General features: G+C 62.5%; 16 protein-coding genes. 5 read left to right on the top strand and 11 right to left on the bottom strand.

Features of this window, described 5'->3' with window-relative positions:
* Positions 1-130: 130 nt before the first annotated feature.
* Positions 131-1,096 (bottom strand): hypothetical protein, encoded by a 966-nt coding sequence (locus J5J06_14345; protein MCO6438271.1) that lies wholly within the window; start codon positions 1,094-1,096, stop codon positions 131-133.
* Between the two features lie 219 nt (positions 1,097-1,315).
* Between J5J06_14345 and J5J06_14340 the strand changes: the two genes are divergently transcribed.
* From J5J06_14340 to J5J06_14330, 3 genes are all read left to right on the top strand, one after another.
* Positions 1,316-2,860, top strand: a complete 1,545-nt coding sequence (locus J5J06_14340; protein MCO6438270.1) for a c-type cytochrome — start codon at positions 1,316-1,318, stop codon at positions 2,858-2,860.
* Positions 2,860-3,951: a hypothetical protein gene (locus J5J06_14335; GenBank protein MCO6438269.1), complete on the top strand. Its 1,092-nt coding sequence runs from the start codon at positions 2,860-2,862 to the stop codon at positions 3,949-3,951. Before J5J06_14340 ends, J5J06_14335 begins: the two co-directional genes overlap by 1 nt.
* 92 nt (positions 3,952-4,043) lie before the next feature.
* A complete protein-coding gene (locus J5J06_14330; GenBank protein MCO6438268.1) occupies positions 4,044-5,273 on the top strand; it encodes a TlpA family protein disulfide reductase in 1,230 nt (409 codons plus the stop codon).
* Here the strand turns inward: J5J06_14330 and J5J06_14325 are convergent.
* The 5 genes from J5J06_14325 to J5J06_14305 form a co-directional block, all read right to left on the bottom strand.
* The gene (locus J5J06_14325; protein MCO6438267.1) at positions 5,248-5,997 is read right to left on the bottom strand and encodes a PEP-CTERM sorting domain-containing protein; all 750 of its coding nucleotides are present in this window, start codon (positions 5,995-5,997) and stop codon (positions 5,248-5,250) included. The genes J5J06_14330 and J5J06_14325 overlap by 26 nt on opposite strands.
* A gap of 110 nt (positions 5,998-6,107) precedes the next feature.
* Positions 6,108-8,183 (bottom strand): S9 family peptidase, encoded by a 2,076-nt coding sequence (locus tag J5J06_14320; GenBank protein MCO6438266.1) that lies wholly within the window; start codon positions 8,181-8,183, stop codon positions 6,108-6,110.
* Positions 8,184-8,331: 148 nt separating this feature from the next.
* Positions 8,332-9,447 carry a hypothetical protein gene (locus J5J06_14315; GenBank protein ID MCO6438265.1) on the bottom strand — a complete coding sequence of 372 codons (1,116 nt, stop codon included), beginning with the start codon at positions 9,445-9,447 and terminating at the stop codon, positions 8,332-8,334.
* Positions 9,448-9,544: 97 nt separating this feature from the next.
* Positions 9,545-10,213 (bottom strand): hypothetical protein, encoded by a 669-nt coding sequence (locus tag J5J06_14310; GenBank protein ID MCO6438264.1) that lies wholly within the window; start codon positions 10,211-10,213, stop codon positions 9,545-9,547.
* Between the two features lie 94 nt (positions 10,214-10,307).
* A complete protein-coding gene (locus J5J06_14305; protein MCO6438263.1) occupies positions 10,308-10,886 on the bottom strand; it encodes a sigma-70 family RNA polymerase sigma factor in 579 nt (192 codons plus the stop codon).
* Positions 10,887-11,147: 261 nt separating this feature from the next.
* Here J5J06_14305 and J5J06_14300 point away from each other — a divergent pair, with 261 nt between their 5' ends.
* Positions 11,148-12,008, top strand: coding sequence for a pantoate--beta-alanine ligase (locus J5J06_14300; protein MCO6438262.1), 861 nt, complete (start codon positions 11,148-11,150; stop codon positions 12,006-12,008).
* Positions 12,009-12,089: 81 nt separating this feature from the next.
* Positions 12,090-13,286 (top strand): prolipoprotein diacylglyceryl transferase, encoded by a 1,197-nt coding sequence (locus J5J06_14295; GenBank protein MCO6438261.1) that lies wholly within the window; start codon positions 12,090-12,092, stop codon positions 13,284-13,286.
* Between the two features lie 2 nt (positions 13,287-13,288).
* On the opposite strand, the gene J5J06_14290 is transcribed toward J5J06_14295, so the two are convergent.
* From J5J06_14290 to J5J06_14270, 5 genes are read right to left on the bottom strand one after another with little or no spacing between them, the layout of a single operon-like run.
* A complete protein-coding gene (locus J5J06_14290) occupies positions 13,289-14,449 on the bottom strand; it encodes a trypsin-like peptidase domain-containing protein (GenBank protein ID MCO6438260.1) in 1,161 nt (386 codons plus the stop codon).
* Entirely contained in the window at positions 14,446-15,546 is a 1,101-nt protein-coding gene (locus J5J06_14285; GenBank protein ID MCO6438259.1) for a serine protease, read from the bottom strand. Before J5J06_14285 ends, J5J06_14290 begins: the two co-directional genes overlap by 4 nt.
* Positions 15,543-17,384, bottom strand: a complete 1,842-nt coding sequence (locus J5J06_14280; protein ID MCO6438258.1) for a trypsin-like peptidase domain-containing protein — start codon at positions 17,382-17,384, stop codon at positions 15,543-15,545. The genes J5J06_14285 and J5J06_14280 overlap by 4 nt, the downstream gene beginning before the upstream one ends.
* Before the next feature lie 2 nt (positions 17,385-17,386).
* Positions 17,387-18,712, bottom strand: coding sequence for an NPCBM/NEW2 domain-containing protein (locus J5J06_14275; GenBank protein ID MCO6438257.1), 1,326 nt, complete (start codon positions 18,710-18,712; stop codon positions 17,387-17,389).
* Between the two features lie 23 nt (positions 18,713-18,735).
* A complete protein-coding gene (locus tag J5J06_14270) occupies positions 18,736-19,845 on the bottom strand; it encodes a hypothetical protein (GenBank protein ID MCO6438256.1) in 1,110 nt (369 codons plus the stop codon).
* Between the last annotated feature and the right edge of the window lie 43 nt (positions 19,846-19,888).

Genomic DNA, 19,888 nt, shown 5'->3' with positions numbered 1-19,888 from the left:
GTTACACTCTGTCACGAACGGCCTCCGTGCCTCGGCATGATTGCGTTGGAGCAAACCCTATCATACCAGGTTCGAAGGCCTTCCTTATGCGCGAATCAACGTCAACTCATGAAATATCCGGGTTAGGAGATCAGGCGGAAGTCGTTTGGCGACGGCGCGTGCGCGTCAGGGCGAGGCCCGCAACCGTCAGGGGTAGCCACATCGCGGCGGCCGGACCGCAGAAAGACACTCCCCCACCGCTGGGACCGCCGTTCTCATCGTCGATGATGATCGAGGGCAGCGTGGGATCGGGTACTCCCGCGACGAAGCTGCCCGTATGATCGACCACCGCCCAGACGGCGTTGTTCACCGTATCGACGCCGTAGTCGCCTTCTCCCATCGAGGGTTCGCCGATGCCGCGGTCGTTCTCTCCGACAGGCTCGTAGCGACCCGTGGCGTTGGAGAAGATCATGACGCGCAAGTCCTGCTCATCCATTCCCTCAAGATCCGTTTCCTGGTAGCTCAGGACGACTCGTACTCGGGAGGAGGGCGTGAGCTCCGCGGCGGCGACGGTCACGCTCCCGCCGAGTGCGTTCTCGTCCACCAGACCCGGGTACAGCGGCGTGACACGACCGGCGTACTCTTCGGGAAGCGGGTCATAGGCCATGTCGAGGCCGAGATTCGGACCGAGGTCCGAGATGGTCACGCCGACGCCGATGCGATCGCCGGTCGGATCTCCGGCGCTGACCGTTAGTTGGCCGTTGGCGCTCAGGCCGACAGCCACTGGGCCGGACACAGGCAGACTGTTCAACCCGAGCACGAGGGCGAACTCGTCCGTGGTGACATCGATGTCATAATCCGTGGCGCCGGCACGAGCCAGGTCGATGCTTGCGCCGGCCGAGAAGCCGACCAGGGACAACGGCAGTAACACCGACTCATCCTCGTCGGTTACGGTGATCAATGTTGTTCCGGCGCCGTCATCGGACAGAACGGCAGTCTCGGCTTCGAGCGGCTCGAAGGTTAACTGAGCCGAGCCCTGACCACGGGCCGTCTCCGGAGCAACAACGAGGCAAACCATCAGGATAATCAAGACGGCGAGGACGATTCTCAGCTTCATTGCGTACACCTTTCGTGGTCCATCTGACGACCGGCCGCGCTCGAAACGGCGGCGGGCAGGCGGAGATCGCCCCTTCGCCACGGGCAGAGCATCTATGCCGTTCACTTGTGCTATCGACTTTCGCGGGGCTCGACCTTGGCGAAGTCGGATCGCGTCACCCGGCTCGACATCGAGGATTATCGGTCGTCGGTGAATGCGACGGGCCTCACCGCTGCGACAATGCGCAGCGCTCGATCGAGGGCGGTACAAACCCCTGTGCGTTGCGAGTTCTCGGACGCGCACTACCATCATGTAGACGTCGAACCGGTGCGGCGCATCGCGCAAAAACCCCCCGGAGAGAACTCACTCGTGGACGTTCCCTACTACCCGCTCAACAGCTTCGGCCCGCTGATGAAAGGCATGGTTATCGGCGGACTGGGGATTTTCCATGTGTTCGTCGCGCAGTTCGCCATCGGCGGCGGCGCGCTGATGTGCTACTTCCAATGGCTGGCAATGACCGGGCGCAATCCGAATGCGCGGATACTGCTGGACAGCTACTTCCGGGTGCTGGTGCTGATCAGTTTCGTGATTGGAGCGCTCACCGGCGTGGGCATGTGGTTCACGTCCATACAAGTCAGCCCGCGCACCATCGGCATGATGGTGGAGGAATTCCATTGGCTCTGGGCGACGGAATGGACATTCTTCTGCCTGGAGATCACGGCCGGCTACGCGTTCTATCGATACGCCACTGTGCTGGGCGATCGTGCCCGGCTCACCCTGCTCATTCTGTATACGGCGGCGGCGTGGTTCAGCCTGTTCTGGATCAACGGCATCCTCTCGTGGCAGCTCACGCCGGGGCAGTGGGTCGAATCGGGCCATATCTGGCCGGGTTTCTTCAATCCCACATTCTGGCCGTCCTTATTCTTCCGTACGGTGGTAGCCATGACGCTGGCGTCGCTAGTGGCGTGCGTGGTCATCAACACGATCAAAGAGCTGGATGTGGAAGCACGGCGAGGACTGATCAATCGCGCGGCCCATTTCCTTGCACCGATGGCGCTGATGCCCCTTCTGGGAGCCTGGTTTCTGGCGGCCATGCCGGCGGACAGCCGGTCGTGGGTCATGGGGGGTAGCGCGGCCATGACACTGTTCATGAGCGTGGCCGTGGGGTCATCGGTGCTGATCGGCGGCTACGCGCTGATCGGACTGATCCGCCAGAAGCTGTACATCAATGGAGCGACGGCCACGTTGTTGTGCGCCTTGGCACTGGCGGCGACAGCGGGCGGGGAATACGTTCGCGAGGGTGTGCGAAAGCCGTACACCATTCGGCAGACGCTGTTCGCCAACTCGATCACGGAACCCGAGATCGCCCGGCTTCGTCAGTTGGGATCGGTGGCGGAAGATCCCTATCCGTTGCGGGACGCGGATTTCTATCCGAACGACCAGCTTCGACTTGGGGCCAAGGTCTTTCGGTTCCAATGCAGCGTCTGCCACACGACGGATGGCGCCAACGGCCTGACGCATCTGGCGGGGACGTGGACCACGGACCAGAAGCGACTGAACATCGCCAAGCTTCAGCACACCAAGCCGTTCATGCCTCCGTTTGCGGGCACCCCGGAGGAAGTGGAGTCGCTCGTTCAGCTCATCGAATGGATGTCCGATGGTTCGCCGAAGAGCTGGCCGGACACGACGCGGCAGGCGCCTTTGATGCAGATTCAGGCATGGCTGGACGAGGCGGGCATGAAGCCGACGATCGAGCAGGTCGCCGCAGCAGTGGAGCACAACTAATGGATACGGCGTTTCCCTTCGGCTTTCCGCTGCCGACGGCGTTTTACCTGTTTTTTTACGTGTTCACGCTGGTGATCCACGTGGTTTTCATGAACTACGTCCTTGCGGGAACAACGTGGCTGGCAGTGGGCTCGATATTCGCAAGACGACGCGATGAAGACCGCTTGACCATTTCCAAGGTACTGCGCGACTGGATGCCGTTCGCCGTCGGAGCAACGATCACCGCCGGGGTCGCGCCGCTCCTGTTCATTCAGATTCTGTACCGGTATTCGTTCTACACGGCCAATTTGCTGCTGTTCAATCGTTGGATGTCGATTCTTCCGGTCCTGATCGTCGGATTCTATCTGCTCTATCTGCTGAAGGCACGTCGCGTATCGGCCTGGCCCGCATGGTTACGCGTCGTGATCACCGTAGGTGCATTTCTGTGCTTCGCGTTCACGGCATACTCCTGGACGGAGAATCATCTCCTGATGCGCCGACGGGAATTGTGGGCCGATTTCTACGGTTCTTCCTCGATCTTCTTCTATGACGCCGAGTTGCTGCCACGGCTGGCCTTGTGGTTTCTCGGAGCGTTTCCGACAATGGCGCTGCTGGTATCGTGGCAACTGTGGTATGCGCAGCGCCGCAATCCAGAGAGCGTCGCGGCCGGTGAGCCGCGCCGTGCCGCGACACTGGCACTGGTCGGCATGGTCCTGACGACCCTCGCGGGGATCTTGTACTACGCGGCGATGACGCCGAACATGCGCGGCGTGTTCACGGGGTCTCTGGCCGGAGGCTACTTCGCAGCAGCTTCGATGGGGCTGGCCGTACAATTCATCGCGTGGATCGCACAGCGGCGCCGGCCGCGGTTTCAAATGGGCCTGCTGACGATGGCTTCGGTCGGCGCGGTTCTGACGATTTCGGGCATGACGGTTGTTCGGGAGGGCATCCGGCTGGTGACGATCGACATCGCCTCACTCTATGCCGCCCACGAGCGGGCCATGAAGGTCGGCGGATTCCCGGTCTTCGTATTCTTTTTCGTCTTGAATGCGGTTGTGATCGGCTGGTGCGTGTATCTGGTTCGCACAGGCGGACGCACAAGACCGGCGTAGCCGCTGCATCTGCACTCTCCTGCGATTGTGGTCCAATCGCACCGCGTGTTACGATACCGGCGGGAAATAAGGCCAGACCCTGGAGTCTTTCCATGCATGGAATGTTTGCGCTGCTGCTGCCGCTCATCTTGGCCTCGGCCACGGCGATTCTCCCGGAACCGTCTGCGGGTCCGTGGCGGGCGTGGCTCGATTCACCCGGCGGGGAGTTGCCCTTCGGGCTGGAGCTGAAGCGATCGGGCAACGAACGGCAGGCATGGCTCATTAACCCACCGGAGCGGGCAACCGTCCCGCGCGTATCGGTCGCAGGGGGCAAGCTGATCCTGCACATCGATCACTACGACGCGCAGATAACGGCAGACATTAGTGCGGATGGGAGGCGACTTGACGGCTCGTGGCGAAAGCGAGGCAAGGATGGCAGCTCGACGGGACTCCCGTTTCATGCCGTGGCCGGCGACATCGATCGATTCCTTCAGGATCCCAATACAAGAGGGAAATACTACTCCAGGATATCCGGGCGGTGGCTGATCAAGTTCTCCAGCGAAGAGCAGCCGGCGGTCGGCATCTTCGAGGCGGCCCTCGACGGAGCGGTTACGGGCTCGATTCTGACGGCAACGGGCGACTACGGCTTCCTCGCGGGACGGTTTGATTATCCGCGACTGCGTCTTTCGAATTTCGACGGCGCTCACGCGTTTCTCTTCGATGCCCGGTTGCAGAGCGACGGCACATTGTCGGGTGACTTCTGGTCGCGGGACACCTGGCACGAAACCTGGACGGCGACGCGAGACGACCGCGCGTCCCTGCCCGACGGATTCGAGCGAATTTCACCCGGACGTGAAACAGCGCTGGCAGATATCAAGTTGCGCGCCCCGGATGGGCGGGAGCAGTCCCTGCAAGACGCAGCGCCGACCGGCACTGTACGAATCGTCGAGGTATTCGGCACGTGGTGTCCGAATTGCCATGATGCGTCCGATTATCTGGGCGAATTACAGAAGAATTTTGGCGAACGTGGACTGCGGGTCGTCGGGCTGGCTTTTGAATACGACGACGACTTTTCACGCAGCGCCCGGCTCGTTCGGCAATTCGCCGAGCGGCATCACGCCCCCTATCCGATGTTCGTGGCGGGCGTGGCCGAGAAGGAGCAAGTCCTTCGCAAGCTGCCGTTTCTGACGCAACTCAAAGCCTACCCCACGATCGTCTTCATCGATCGCAAGGATCGCGTCCGGGCTGTGTACAGTGGGTTCGCGGGTCCTGCGACCGGCGCGGACCATCAGCAGTTGCGTCGGGCGTTTACGTCGCTCATCGGGGAACTGATGTCGGAGTAGTCGCGCGGGGGACACTCAGAGCAGTGGGGCTATGCCGCCGCTGCGCACCCCGACGAGCCGCCAGGATCACGAGTCCCGCAAGACCCAGGAGAATCGTTGCAGGCTCGGGAACCACGCGTTGCCCGGCCGTGTTTCGCGAGACAATACGAATCTCGTCCAGATCACGCCGCGTACCGCTCAGCGAGTTGATCGTCAGTGTCCTGAGATCATCGGAAAGCGTGATCGAATCTTCCCCTTCTTCCAGCCCGCGATGGCTTGAGTTCAGGTATGACGTTCCGGCCAGGCCGAGTAAGCCGTCGGTTGAGCGCAAGCTTGATCCGCCGACGAGCAGGCCGAAAACGGGCTGGGCAAAGGTCAGGGTAACCGGCCCCGAGAGTGAAGTCTGCTGTTTCGGACTACCCGGTGGGTCAAAGTGCACGATGAAGCTGTCGACGACTGTTCCGGCATCCACGACGGTGGAAAAGCCACCCAATTCCCGATTGGAGAAGGACTCGAACGCGCCGCCTTGCCCGATATCCAATGTCAACGGCGCATCCAACGTGACGCCCTGAGACTCGGCGAAGATGGAAAGGTCGCCGCCCTCGACGGCGTCACGGACCAGGGAAACCGGAGGCTCTGAGACGACCTGTGCGGGGCCGTTCAGAGCGATCAAGCCTCCGTTGGCCGGTGCAGCCGCCGCGACAACGAATACGGCCATCGCCAGCGCAATGCGAACCCAGAACATAGCGCCCCTCCGAAACGAAACGTGCCGTGTGGCGATATCGCCACCCCTACAAGCTACGATTCGGAGTTGCGGAGCGGGCTCAACGGCAGGAACCCGGCGTCTGATAACCGTCAATCCGTCGATGCCGGCGCGGAGCCCTCATCACTCTTTCCCAGGATGTAGTGGTCGAACCAGGCCAGGTCCCATTTCATTTTTGCCTTTCGATGCGAGTATTTGGTCAGGCCGTGGCCCTCGCCCGGATAGACGACGAGTTCCGTGGGAACATGGCGGTAGTAGTGGAGACCGCGATGCAGGGCGCGAGCATTGGCGGCCGGTACGCGCTCGTCGTTCTCGCCGACGTGAATGAGTGTCGGCGTGGTCACCTTGTCGAGATCGTAGATCGGGGACGCTTTGCGGTAGGCATCGGGCACGTCCCACAGCAATCCCTGCATGTAGTTGATGACATGGCCGGGAGTGTCCTCCGTGCCCCATTGGATGGTCATGTCGAGCACGCCGGCGCCGGAGCTGGCGGCCTTGAAACGCGTGGACTTTGTGATCAGGCAGTTGGTCAGAAATCCGCCATTGCTCCAGCCCATGACGCCCAATCGGTCGGGGTCGGCGACGCCGCGCTCGACCATGGCGTCCACGCCCGCGAGAATGTCCTTCACCTCAATGTCGTTCTCGTGACCAATAAGGTCGGTCATGAACTCGTCGCCGTAGCCCGTGGAACCGCGGTAGTTGGGGCTGAGGAGCGCGTAGCCCTTCGACGGAAGGAGTGTTCGGCCGTAGATCCAGAAACGCATGTTCACCGTGGTTGCCGAGGTCGGACCACCGTGAATCTCCACGACCATGGGCAACGGCGTACCGGGCTTGTGGTCCGGAGGAAGTTCGAGGATTCCTTCAACGGTCTTTCCGTCGGGGGCCGTCCATGAAACGATGGAAATCTGCGGCAGTTTCCACGTATCCACCTGCGGATTGACATTGGTCAGGCGATCGAAGGCACCTGCCGGCTGCCGCCAGTAGACGTCAGGCGTATGGGTCGAGGTGCCCATCACGAAAGCAAGCTGGTCGCCGCGGGGCGTGAAGTCGAAAGCACCGACGACGCCGTCCTCGGGAGTGATGAACTGCGTACCGCTCTGCTTCCCGCCGGCCACATCGGAGATGCAATAAACACGCTCACGGGCCTTGTATTCGCCCAGGAAGCAGAGCTCGCGCCCCTGGCCTCGCCACTTCGCGGTTCCACCTGCGATCGTCACGATGTCCGGTCGGCGCAGCTCGTATTGCGTGGCGTTGTCCCCGTTCCACTCGATCACGTAAAGCATCGGCGGGTAGCCATCGAAGGAAATGGTGAACGCCAGGGCACGGCTGTCGTCCGACCATGTGACGGCGTCGATCCACCCGTACGGTGTGGGATGCCCTGCCCGCCAGCCGTCTGGATTGGCGGGCTCGACCTCGCCTGTCTCGGCGTCGTAGACGTCCACGCGTGACCAGCCCTCGTTCGAAAGGAGCACATCTTCCGGCGTCGTCAGCATGGCCACGCGGCGCTGATCGGGGGAGACGGCAATCTGGCGAATGACACGCTGATCGTCAATGAGCTTCTCCGCCCGCCAGCTTTGGAGGTCGAGTTTCCAGAGCTGGCCGACCTTGTTTACGCCGTGCCCGTAGGTCAGCTTGCCGTATTCCTTTTTGAGATCCTTCCAGTCCGGATCGATGTGCTCTTCGGTGACGGTGTAATACAACGTGTTTCCATCGCGGGAGAGATCGAACAGGTCGATGCCGTCCTTGAGGCGCGTCACGGCGAATGGCTCTCCACCTTCGGCAGGTACGCGCCAAACCTGCTTCTTGCCGTTGTAGGGCGGCGCGTCTCCGTCGCCGAGTTTGCGGCTGCTGGCGAAGTAGATATAGCGACTGTCCGGGCTCCAGTGCGGCGAAGAATCCGAAGCATTGTCGAAGGTCAAGCGCTTGCTCTGCCGGCAGTTGACCTCAACGATCCACAGATCGGTGTTGCGGCTTTCCTCCGGCGGGTTCCAACGTGTCTCGGTGAAAACAGCATGACGGGCGTCGGGCGCGACGGCAACGTCTCCGACGACGGCGAGCGAGAAATAGTCCTCCGCGTCGACGATGTGTGCCCGCTCGGGCGTCGCGCCTTGCGAAGCGACAGGCAAAAGGAGCAGAAACACGAATTGCGCAAAGCGTTGACGGAACACGGCCGACCTCCTCGCTCTTCATTGGAATCGCGCAGGCGGGACCGCCCCGCGCCGCGCCAGCGTCATTGTAGGAACGAGGTCAGCACTGGCCAACGGGTCTGGCAGGCCATGGTGTCGGAAAGCGTTGCCGCCACGACGTTTCGGGTGTTTACGGCATATTGCGCAGTCGTTCAAATGCGCGGCGGAGGTCGTCCTCACGTCGCTGCCGAAGATCTGGCGGCAACTCGGAGCGGCGAACCAGCCATTCCATCGTGGTTCCGCTGTCGAGGGTGATCACGACCTTGCCGACGTAGGGGTCGCCGGCGGTTGGCGCCGGGCGCACGTCTTCTCCGCCGCCGCGCTCCGTTGAGGTCGGCCCTTCGAGCGCGCGATCGGCCCGGTAGAACAGAACGCCATCGGCGTCGATCAGATACCCCAAGCCGGTGAAGGCCGCGATCTGCTCCAGCGCGTCCTCGGCTGACTGTCGTGTAACATTGAGCGAGAAATTTCGCTGCACACTGTCCGGCAGCGAGGCCAGCGTGCCTGGCTCGCTGCGGACATCGACGCCGCTGGCTCGGCCCACGGCACTGAGCACTTCGACGAGTGGACGGTTGTTCAGACGCAAGGAAATCGGCCGCTCGAGGTACCGCCGGTATTGCTCAGAAACTGTCTCGATGACGACGCGGTCACCATCCACGCACCATGCCCACCCGAGATTACCGGAGGCGATGGTAAGTGCCTCGGAAACGCTGCCCGATCCCACACCCTTAAGGGCAGAGGCGAGCAAAGGCCAAGGGTCCGGAGCCGGGACGCGAAACTGAACACGCTCACGCAACCTATCAAGCGTGGACTCATCACCGTCCAGCGACTGGGTGGCGAGCTTGTTGATAAGTTCCAATTCGGACCATGTAGGTGAACGTCCCAGGCAACGCAGCGCCGGCGTGGCGACGATTTCGACATGGTCATCCTGAACAACAAAGTCCATGGCCAAGGGCGAAAGCAGCTTGGCAAGCCCCGCGCGGAGGGGCATGCCGGAAATATCAACACGCTGAAGGACGGTCTCGCCGCCGTGAGGCGCCAGATTCATGACGTCTTGCGGCATGACCAGACGTACGCCGGTCTGCGCGGAGACGATTCCGATGGCTTCGTCGAGCCGGACGTTCTCCAGTTGAATGGAAGTAGGTTCGTCGAGGGCCTGCTCAATCAGATCGCGGGTGTCGTAGACCGAGACCCCGCATGTCAGGATCGAAGTAAGGCCAAAGAGAATGATCTTTGAGGTGAACATCGCTCGCACTCACTCCAAGAGCCGGAAGTCCTCCAGCAGTCTTTTCCTGAATTCGACTACGCGACGAGTCTTGCGCTCCATGGCGGCTCGCCGCGGCTCAAATCGGCGGAGAATCCACTCCGTACGCGACTCGCGCATCGCCCGCGGAGACGACGGTCATTCCAATACGGCCCCCGGGACTCCTCGGCGCGGCGCCGGCTGTTCGATCAAACGCCACAACAGCCGCTGATGTGGACCGAAACCTCGTCTCGGTCGTCGACCCCGGTCCGATTTCCACGACCGAGACAATAGAAACTTCCGTTGTTGGCGTTGTCGGACGGATTCCCAGCGTGGCCACGATGGCAATGGCTGCAGCGGCAGCCAGCGGCGCTGCGTAGCCAAAAATGCGGATGATCGGGTTGCGGCGCCGTACAGGTTGCTGCAGGCGGGCGCGGACATCGGCCACAAACCGGCCTTCGTCCATGTCCGGCGTCGTCGAACCCCAACGGGTAAGGAGCGCGTCCAGCGCGGCGTCGCCGTCCGCGTTCTCAACCAGGTTCTTCTTGATGGCTTCGGCCTGCGCGTCCCAGTCCAATTCGACGGGACCGCCGGTTGCGCGCCGCACGATAGATTCCGCCTGCCGCATGCCCGACAACTCGGCCTGCAGCTCCGGCGATGCGGCAATCCGCGATTCGATCTCTGTACGCTCCTGGGGCGTCAGATCACCGTCGAGATAGCGGCTCAGCAGAAACAGCGGATCGTTGGGATTGTATTCGTCGTGGGACATTCCCGTTTCGTCCTGCGATCAGCAGTGATCGCGCCGCTGTGACTTCGTTCCTACCGAGAAACCCGATTCTTCAGCCGCACCGACCCAACCGAGTCTACAGATGCGCGGCCAACAGTTCCTTCAGTTTCTTCCTCGCCTGAAAGACGTTCCATTTGACCAGTTCGATACTGCACTCCAACACCTCGGCCACCTCCTTCTGGGGCATGCCTTCGACGCTGAAGAGAATCAGCGAAAGGCGCTGCTTCTCGGGAAGCTGTGCCACGGCCTGGGTCACGGCGCTTTGCAGCTCCGCGGGCAAGGGTCCGAGATCGGCCGCATCGCTCGCCTCGCCGCTCGCTCGTCCCGTCGGCCGGGCGCCGTCCGGAAGTTGGGCCTCGTCTTCCAGCGACATGGCCGCCCGGCTCGCCCGCGATCGGCGGAAGTTGAGTGACAGGTTGCTGACGGTTCGAAGCAGCCACGGCCCGAATCTCCCCGGATCGGCAAGCTGATCGAGATGGCGAAAAGCCCGGACGAAGGCGTCCTGGGCCACGTCTGCGGCGTCTTCGGCGTTGCCCAGCAGCCGATAGGCAAGCGAAACCGCCCGCCGCTGGTACATCCGCACCAGATCGGAGAAGGCGTCGGCGTCGCCCCGTTGGGCTTGCCGAACCAGGGCGATCTCGGACGCCTCATTCACCGCCACAGACTCGCTCAGCTTCCCTGTTCGCATACACTTAGACACAAGCGGATGGAGCGTCGTTAGTGACCAGCCGCGATTTCGTCCGCCCGGTATCGAACACGACTCGCGGTCCAATAATGCCCGCTCGGCGTAGCGGCAGCGAGCGTTGCGACTGCGGCGAACCAGCGTACAGTTATGCCGAAGTTTCGGATCATGCAATCCGCTGTGAATCGAAATCAGGCCGACGCGGTCCCGGCAACCCTCGGATTCAGGTGAATGATGCATGTCGTCAGGGATATTGACGCTGCTCGAAAGGCCGTCCACGACCTTCGGCGCGAATTCGGTCCGGTCGGGCTGGTGCCCACAATGGGAGCGCTGCACGAGGGCCACGTCTCCTTGATCCGAGCCTCAATGCAAAAATGTGAGTCAACGGCGGTTTCCATCTTCCTGAATCCGACGCAATTCGCGCCTGGGGAAGACCTCAGCCGGTACCCCGCGAATCTTGAAGTCGATTTGGACGTCTGTCGCGAGGAAGGGGCCCGACTGGTATTCACGCCTGATGTCTCCACGATGTATCCGGGGGACGACGCCACGGTCGTACACGTTCGGCGACTCGGCGAGGGGCTCTGCGGACGCCACCGGCCCGGACATTTTGACGGCGTCGCGACGGTCGTGGCGAAGCTTTTTCAGATCATGCCGGCAGATTACGCATTCTTCGGAGAAAAGGACTACCAGCAGCTCCTGATCGTCGAGCAGATGGTCCGCGACCTGAACATTCCGATCGAAATCGTGCGCTGCCCAACCGTGCGGACCGAGGACGGACTGGCACTTTCCTCCCGAAACGTCTATCTCTCGCCGGCGGAGCGGAAACAGGCGGCGTCACTCAATCGTGCGTTGTTCGACGCGGTGGAAAAGGCACGGCACGGAGAGACCGACGCCGGGAAGCTGCGGGAGGACGTCATCGCGGCGATCAAGGCGGCCGGTCCTGTGGATATCGATTATGTCGAAGTCGTGGACGCAGGCACGCTCGAACCATTGTCGCGCATCGATCGGCCGGGGCGCATCTGCCTGGCCGTGCGAATCGGACAATGTCGCCTGATTGACAATGTCGCGGTGGACGTTGCGGCGAGCCAGCCCTAGGATGGGCGGATACTTCGAGCAGGCGTGCCGGAGGGGCGCGTATGGGCACGCCGTCGCAGTCCGATCCTGACGGGAATATTCATGCATCCAGAGCTTTTCACGTTGCCCGGCGGCATCACCATCAAGACGTACGGGTTTTTCCTGGCCGTCGGGTTCCTCAGCGCCGTATGGCTGGCGATGCGGCGGGCGTCGCGCGTCAAAGCCGACCCCGATCGCGTGCTGGACCTTTCCTTCCTGGCGCTGATCTTCGGCGTCGCCGGATCACGGCTGTTTTTCGTGATTCACTATTGGGAACCGGAGTTCGCCCACCGGGCGAACAAGCTCTGGGCGATCGTGGACATTCGTCAGGGCGGCCTCGAGTTCCTCGGCGGGTTGATCGGAGCAGCCGCCGCCATTCTGGTCTTTGCGTGGTGGAAGCGGCTTTCGATTCGGATGTACCTGGATATTCTGGCGCCGAGCACGATGTGGGGTCTGGCGTTTGGCCGATTGGGCTGCTTCTTCAACGGCTGCTGCTTCGGAGGAGTTTGTCTTGCCACCGATGCGCAAACCGCGCGATTCCCCTGGGCGGTCGAGTTTCCCTACGGGAGCAACCCGTTCGTGCACCAGTGGGAAGAACGCGAGGTATTTGTTCCGGCGGAACTGGTCGACACGCGCGGGCTCTATCCGTCGCTGGTGCCGGCCAAGGCCCTGTCGGCCAGCGTCGAGCAACGGGAAGGACCGGAACGGGAAGTCGAGCAGTTGAATCAGAGGCTCGAGGAAGCCAGGAAGAGCGGCGCCGACGCGGCGACCATCCAGGGGCTGGAGCAGCAGCTCAAGGCGGCGCAGGCGAAGAAGGCCGCAGCAGAGCAGGAGCTCGGGCTGGACAGTCTGGCCTATGCCCAGAAGTTCCCCTCCCGGGACCACCCCGATCGCGTAATGTCCGTGTCGGAACTCCAGGCGCTGGCGGCGCGGTATCGCTCGCTGCCGGTACATCCCACGCAGTTGTACTCCAGCATTCACGCACTGATTCTCTCCGGTCTCCTCTCGGCGGTATTCTACACCCGCGAGCGTCATGGCATGGTCTTCGGTCTGATGTTGCTGTTGTACCCCATCGGACGCGTGCTCTTGGAGATTATCCGGACGGACAACCCGCATGACGTGGGCGGGCTGACCATTTCTCAATTCACGGGGCTGTCGCTGGCACTGATTGGTGTCGTTTATTTGCTTGTGGTGTATCGCGCCTTGCCAGAGCGGTCACCGTTGGCGGTGCCGGTGGTCCGGGAGGAAACGGAGCAGTAGCATCATTCGCCGCCGGAATCATCGGGCTCCGTCGGTGGCGAGAACGGATTCTCCGGTTCTTCCGCTGCGGGAAGTGGACCCAGGTCCGTGTTGCGAGCCAGTTTGATCTTCAATTCCCGCTGCTCGCCTTTGCGCTCCGTCACGACAACGACTTCGTCGCCGGCGGGGATCATGTAAAGCGCCTGCACAAGCTGCTGGAAGTTGCGGATGGGACGATCGTTGGCCCGGACGATATGGTCGCCGGGAAGAACGCCGGCTTCGCGCAACGGCGAGGGGTCGGCCAATTTCTGAATGCGTGCAACGCCGCGGGCCTGGGGATCGAGCTGGATCCCAAGCCAGCCCCGATAGATGGATTCACCGGTGCGCAAGCGCTCGACGATCTCATGGACGCGCTCCGTCGGCAGGACAAAGCCGACGCCGCTGTCATACATTTCCGCGCCCGCCAGCTCACCCGGACGCTGAGCCATGGGTACGCAGATGCCCACGACACGACCCTCAATATCCACCAGCGGACCGCCGTAGTTGGCCGGGCTGAGTTTCGCATCCGTCTGCACGGCGTTGCGGTTCATGCGTTGCAAGGCGCTGACGATGCCGACGTTGATCGAAGGCTGCTCCGAACCGAGCCCCAGGCCGAGGGCGATGACCCACTCGCCGACGCGGACTTCGGACAACGGTTTCCACGCAGGCTCGGGCAGGTCCTTGGCGTCGATCTTCAGTAGGGCCAGTTTGCGAACCTGGTCGCGCGCGACGAGATCGGCGGCGAAGCGGCGCCCATCGGCCAGGGTAACCGAAACAAGCGACGGATCGCGAACGAAGTTGAAGCTGCTGGCGACGATCCACCCGTCGGAAGCGTAGACCAGCCCCGTTGTGGGTCCGTCGGCAATGGTGAACGACGAACCGATCCGCTCTTGAAACGGGCTCGGCGAATCGTCCCCGGAGCCGCGCCCGGGGACGGCCGATGGCTGAGCGCCGCCGACGGTGTCGATTCGCACCATGCAGGGCGCGACCTTCGCCGCGGCATCCCGAAAGACCTGCTGCGCCGCGCGGAGTAGTTCCAGATCAGGTCCGCGCGAAGTGGGAGACGCATCGACGGCGGACGCCGGAGAGCAAAGCCATCCGAGCATGGCCAGCATTTGCGCTAATGCCAGGTAGGGGCGAATCACGGTTGTGCTTCCTTCTGAGCGACCACGCGCACCGTTCGAATGGACCGGCCGCGACGCAGGACCACTTCCACCGCTTCGTTCATGGGAATGTCGGCAATTCTGGCTTCGAGCGTGTCCGCATCCGGTAGATTGAAGTTGTTGACAGATAAGATGAGGTCATCGGCGCGGATGCCGGCGCGCGCGGCCGGCGAATCGCGACGAACGTGCTCGATGAAAGGCAACACCTTCCGGTAGCCCGCGCTATGAACATGCAATCCCATGGCCTCCGCGGACCAGTGCTCAATCGCCTCCTTCTTCGATTCGGATTCGACCCCGGTCGCCTCCCGGAAAAAATCCCACAGGACGGCGCGGGGCATGGCGTAGTTGAGATGCGTCGCCGTGCGATTGGAAATGACTCCCCGCCCGACCATGCCGACGAGCTCCCCGTCGAGATTCACAACGGCGCTGCCCGGCGCCCCGGGATTGCTGGTGATGGCATCGATGACGAGGACCTCGCCGGTGTAAGGAAAATCGCGAAGCTGGCGGCGGGCATCAAGTCGCACGCGGGCGGAAAGCACGCCGTGGGCAATGCTGACGGGCTCTGGACCGTCGGCCACCTTGAAGGCATTGCCGGCAACGATCAGCCAGTCTCCCGGCAGAAGGGGGGCGTGGCAGGCGCTTTCACCCGTCCCCTCGCAGCGCAAGTCGTAATGTTCAAATGGCCCGAGTTCAGTTGTTGTGCCATTGTCACGAGCCACCCCGGCTTCCGCAGGATCGCCATCGCGGAGGCTGCGGATTTTGAGCAGGGCCAGTTGGCGGGGCGAGTCCCGCTTGACGACGTCGGCATCAAAACGGCGCCCGGCCGAATCGACGACGAGCACCGAGCGGGCGTCGATGAGCAGGGATTCGACGGTGAGCACGAGGCCGTCTGACGAAACGAGGATTCCCGTCCCGTACCCAGCCTGAAGACCGGCACCAAGGCCGTAGAGCTTGACCACGCGCGCGTTCGCCTCGGCGATGGGATCGGCAAATCCCCCGGCGTTCACGGTGTGAATGCCGACTGCGCTGAATAGCATCAGCGGCAATACGACCAATGGAAAGCGATGGAGGTCGATCACGGCGAGACCTGCCACTCCTGCCAGCGTTCGCGATATGCGTAACCCGGGCCGAAGACATCCAAAACGGCGGGTAAGTTCCAGTTTCCCGCGGTGACTGTCTCGACAACGTTTATGGTGACCGCGATTCCATTGAGTTCGTCGCGGGCATCAATGCGGCGAAGCTCATGCGTCTGCTCATCAAAGACCAGGCGCGCAACGCAGCGCTCCCCGATGGGAACGGCCAGGACTTCCGCAATTCGAGGCGCGGTGAAGGCGGATTCGGCCGGTTCGAAGGGATTCCGCGGGCGATCCTGATTGGCGGGCAGGAAATACGCATCCCCGGCGGCGTGGGCGATTGCCGCAAAGCGCGGCGAATCCAGATCATCGGTGTAAAGCGAGAGAAGCGCAAAGATCGCACTCAGGGAGACACGAACATCCGAGGTAAACTCGAACGCGCGATCGCTGTCGGCGCGCGACCAGGAGGCTTTTTCGGCGTCGAACCTGATCTTCCGGGCCCGGGCGCCGTCGGAAACGACCTCCTCGAACATCGCCGTCCCGTCCGCCCCGAACGTGGCCGCATATCGCTCGGTGGATGATGGGCCGCCGGAGTTCTCTGACGGATATTCGCGAACGACCGTCCAGCGCAGCGGCTCCGAATTAGTTCCCCCTGCTCTCCCGGCGGACAAGTCCCCCCCGCCTCTTTCGACGCCGACTCGCGCTCGAAACGCTCGCAGCACGCGCACGGCCTCACGGCGATTCACCGTGGCATCCACTTCATACGGCTGCGACATTTTGACCGGTAAATCGTCCAACCGGGCGAGTGTGTTAAGATCCTTGCCGTTTCGACGAATGGTCAGCTCGATAAGCCAGTTCCCCGGATACGTCCCCATGACACTGGCGAAACGGTTGGCCGTCGGAATCGGTTCGCCGTCGATGGCGAGGAGCCGATCTCCCGAACGTACGCCGGCGGCATCGGCCGGCCCGCCGGGAAGCAGTTGCGTAAACGCAACTCCGTCCGTGCCATCTTCGACACGTGCCTGCAACGTCCCATGTGGGACGACGAGCCCGGCACGCAGCCCGGGGACAAATCGGCGAATTTGCGCCGACGAAATCGCGTAGCCGAAGCCGACGTTGAACCGCCCGCGCGTGTTGATGGAAATACGTCCGTTGATGCCGATGACCTCGCCGGCCGCATTGAAGAGCGGACCACCTGAGTTCCCCGGGTTGATGGCGGCGTCGGTCTGGATGCAATCGGAGTAGGTCAGATTGCCGCCGACGCCCCACTGGTAGCGGTCAATTCCGGTAACAATGCCCAGGCTCACCGACGGGGCGTAGTCCTCGCTGACCGAAAACGGATTCCCCAGTGCCAGGGTGGTATCGCCGAGGCGGACGGCGTCGGAGTCGCCCCACGAAACGCTCGGGAAGTCCTCTCGCCCGAGAAGGCGAAACATCGCCACGTCCCCGCCGGGGTCGATGCCCAGCACTTCCAGTTCGTAGAGATTGCCGTCCGGCAAACCGCCCCAGCCATTACGGTCCATGCCCAGGTTGGCCACCACGTGGTAGTTGGTGACGCCGAATCCGCGAGGGTCAATCAACACGCCGGAGCCCCCGCCGGCCTGCGTGGATTCGAAGATGCTGACCACGGCCGGGGACACACGGGCAATGGTCTCGAGCCTTTGTTCCTGTGCGTCTCGGACGATGTCGACCGGACTGGGCGCCTCGGCCTGTACGAGCGTGCTCGAAGGCACGAACGCGGCCAAAGCCACGCCGCAGATCACGACGCCTGCCGCGCGCCTCGGAGAAAGTAGCTCGCCTGCGCCGGTCGGCATCCGGTGGTCTTTTCCAATTGATCCAGCCATGATCAGTCGGTTCCCGTGGACCGTTCTCGCGGCTTGAGCAAGCGCGCCCCGCCGCATACGACGTAGTCGGACACGTCGATTCCGTCGCCGTAGTCGACAATCAGGGAAAGCTCACGAACGCCGCGGACATCAACGCGGATAGTCATCGGCGGCCGCGATCCGCACACGGTCGTATCGTAGAGTTCTCTTCCATCGCCGAGTACCTGCAGCGCCGCGACCCCTTGCGGACGAACGAGGTCATCGATACCCGTCTCCGCAACAAACGTCTCGTATCGGCCGTTCAGAGTGTAGTCCAACCGCGTAAAGCTGCGCAGCCCGAGTCCGCGTTCAAAGATACGCCCGCCGCAGCGCAGCTCTCCGCCGGCGACACTCCGGTCATTTCCGATCGGCGGATCGTCGTGCAAACGACCGCGAACGAGCACCTGTTTCGGCGTCAATTCTGTGAGATAGACCATGCGTTCGCTGTAGATGTCGGCCCGCTGGACATCCGCGACGGGCACGACGGCATACGAGAAGATCGCATTGGTGACTTGCAGTGACTGCGCGTCGGCAGAGCGCAGCGACCCGGCAAGGACGGCACCGCTCTTCGTGCGAACCAGCATCGATCGGCGCTCTGGTTCCACGGCAGGACGGGCCAGCACGATGGCATACATCTTCTCGAAGAGAAACGGTCGCGGGCGATCCTGAAAAACGAAAGAGCCCCCGTCAAGGTCGAGGAAGCCTACCCGGCCGGATACCGAGCGAGCATCCGCCGTGCTGCGCGTGATGAGCTGATCCTCCCCGAGGCGACGGTCACGCAGGGATTCACGAAACGCCGCGTCCGCTCCGGCGTAGTCGCTCTCACTTGCAAAACGAATGGCCGCAATGGCATCCAGGGGAACTGCTGTGTCTTCGCCGAAGAGCGAGCGCACCCGAATACCATCTTCGGTTCGGCCAAGAACTGTCATGGGAAAACGGCTGCCATCATTCAGATAGAGTATGGGCCGGTCATCCGCAGGGACCCCCTCATGCGCAGCCTGCGAAGGCGTCGCTTCAGATGGCCTGCCCTCTGCAACGGCATCAAATGGTCTATCGAACTCGATGCCGCTGAGTTCAGACAGCCCGATTTCTTTCTCAATTCCACCAAGCTCGACCCGAATACTCCGCCCGTCCGCGCTACCGAGCCATTGGCCCGTCTCGGACAAGCCGTCAATGTAGGTCAGGGAAACCGCTCGGGCAGGTTCCGCGCTCGGAGAGAAAGCGGACGTCGGCTCCTCGACGATCTGGCCCACAACCAGGACGACAAGCACGATGCGCAACATCGAAACGCTGCTCCGTCGGAAAGGCATCCAATGACATCCATTCGCGACATTCATGGTTTCTTGGCCAGCTCTTCGTAGTACTGTTCCACGAGTTGCCGATAGCGGCTGGGGAAGCTGTCGCGGAGGGCCTGAAGGATTCGTTCGCGTTCCGCAGGAGGAAGTGATCCCCAGGCCTCGGCCGGATTGGCCCGTCGCCCGCCGCGCGTCGGATCCTGATTGCCATCCCCTCCCGGCAATTGCGAGTAAGGCGCCGGATTCGACCCGGGCTCTTTCGTTCCGCCGGCGCTACCCTGTCGCTGCCCGGGCTGCTGTTTCTGCTGCTGTCCGCCGTTCTGATTCTGCGATTGGCTGGAACCGCTCTGGCCGCTCTTTTCCTGCTGCTCAGCCTGTTTGATCAGGCGGTCGAGCAGATCAATGATGCGATCCTGACGCTCATGGAGTACGTCTCCAAGCGATCCTCCTCCCAGGCTGCGCCGCGAGTAATCCATGAGGTCCACGACCTCCCCGATCTTCCCAGGCTGGAAGTTGGCAAGCTCGGCAAGGATCTGCTCCGCGGAGATGGTCAGTCGCTGCGGGGCCCCGGGGTAGTCGGACAGGAATCCTTCGAGCACTTCGGCCGCGGCGTCATATTGCAGATCTGCGAGCAGGCTGATGCCGTGCAGGAAACTGATCTCGGCCGTGGCGTAGGTATACGCCTGCAGCGCCGTGCCGCCGTCTTCCAGCAGTCGATCGATCAGTGGGCCGGCCGCGACCGGGCGGTCGAGCGCGACCAGCGACTTGATCTCGTAAACGGCGGCGTGGGTGGCAACAAAGAGATTCTCGTCATCCCGAAGGCGGGCCATCACATCAAGGCAGCGGGGATAATCGCCCTGATCGTAGGCGACGAGTCCCTCACGAAGGGACGGAGACAGCAGCGCGAGTCCCTGCGTTAGGAACTCCGCCGGATCGCATCCGTCGCACTTCCGCCAACCCTCGCGGATCAGTTCTCGGGCATCGGCCGGAAGGGTAGGAAAGCGATCGAGTTCGTCGATGAATCGCTCCACGGGCGATTGTGCGGTTGCCGCCTGGGAAACCGTCAGAATCGCGCCGATGCAGACGGCGAGGGAAACTCGCCAACGCGCGGATATTGCAAAGTGGAAGTGTTTCTTGCGAATCACCATGGCATCACTCCGAACAGTCGTGGCCTCAGGCCCGCGACCGAGT

This window comes from Phycisphaerae bacterium, from assembly GCA_024102815.1.
Classification (GTDB): domain Bacteria; phylum Planctomycetota; class Phycisphaerae; order UBA1845; family UBA1845; genus JAGFJJ01.
This window is presented reverse-complemented; position numbering and strand designations above follow the sequence as displayed.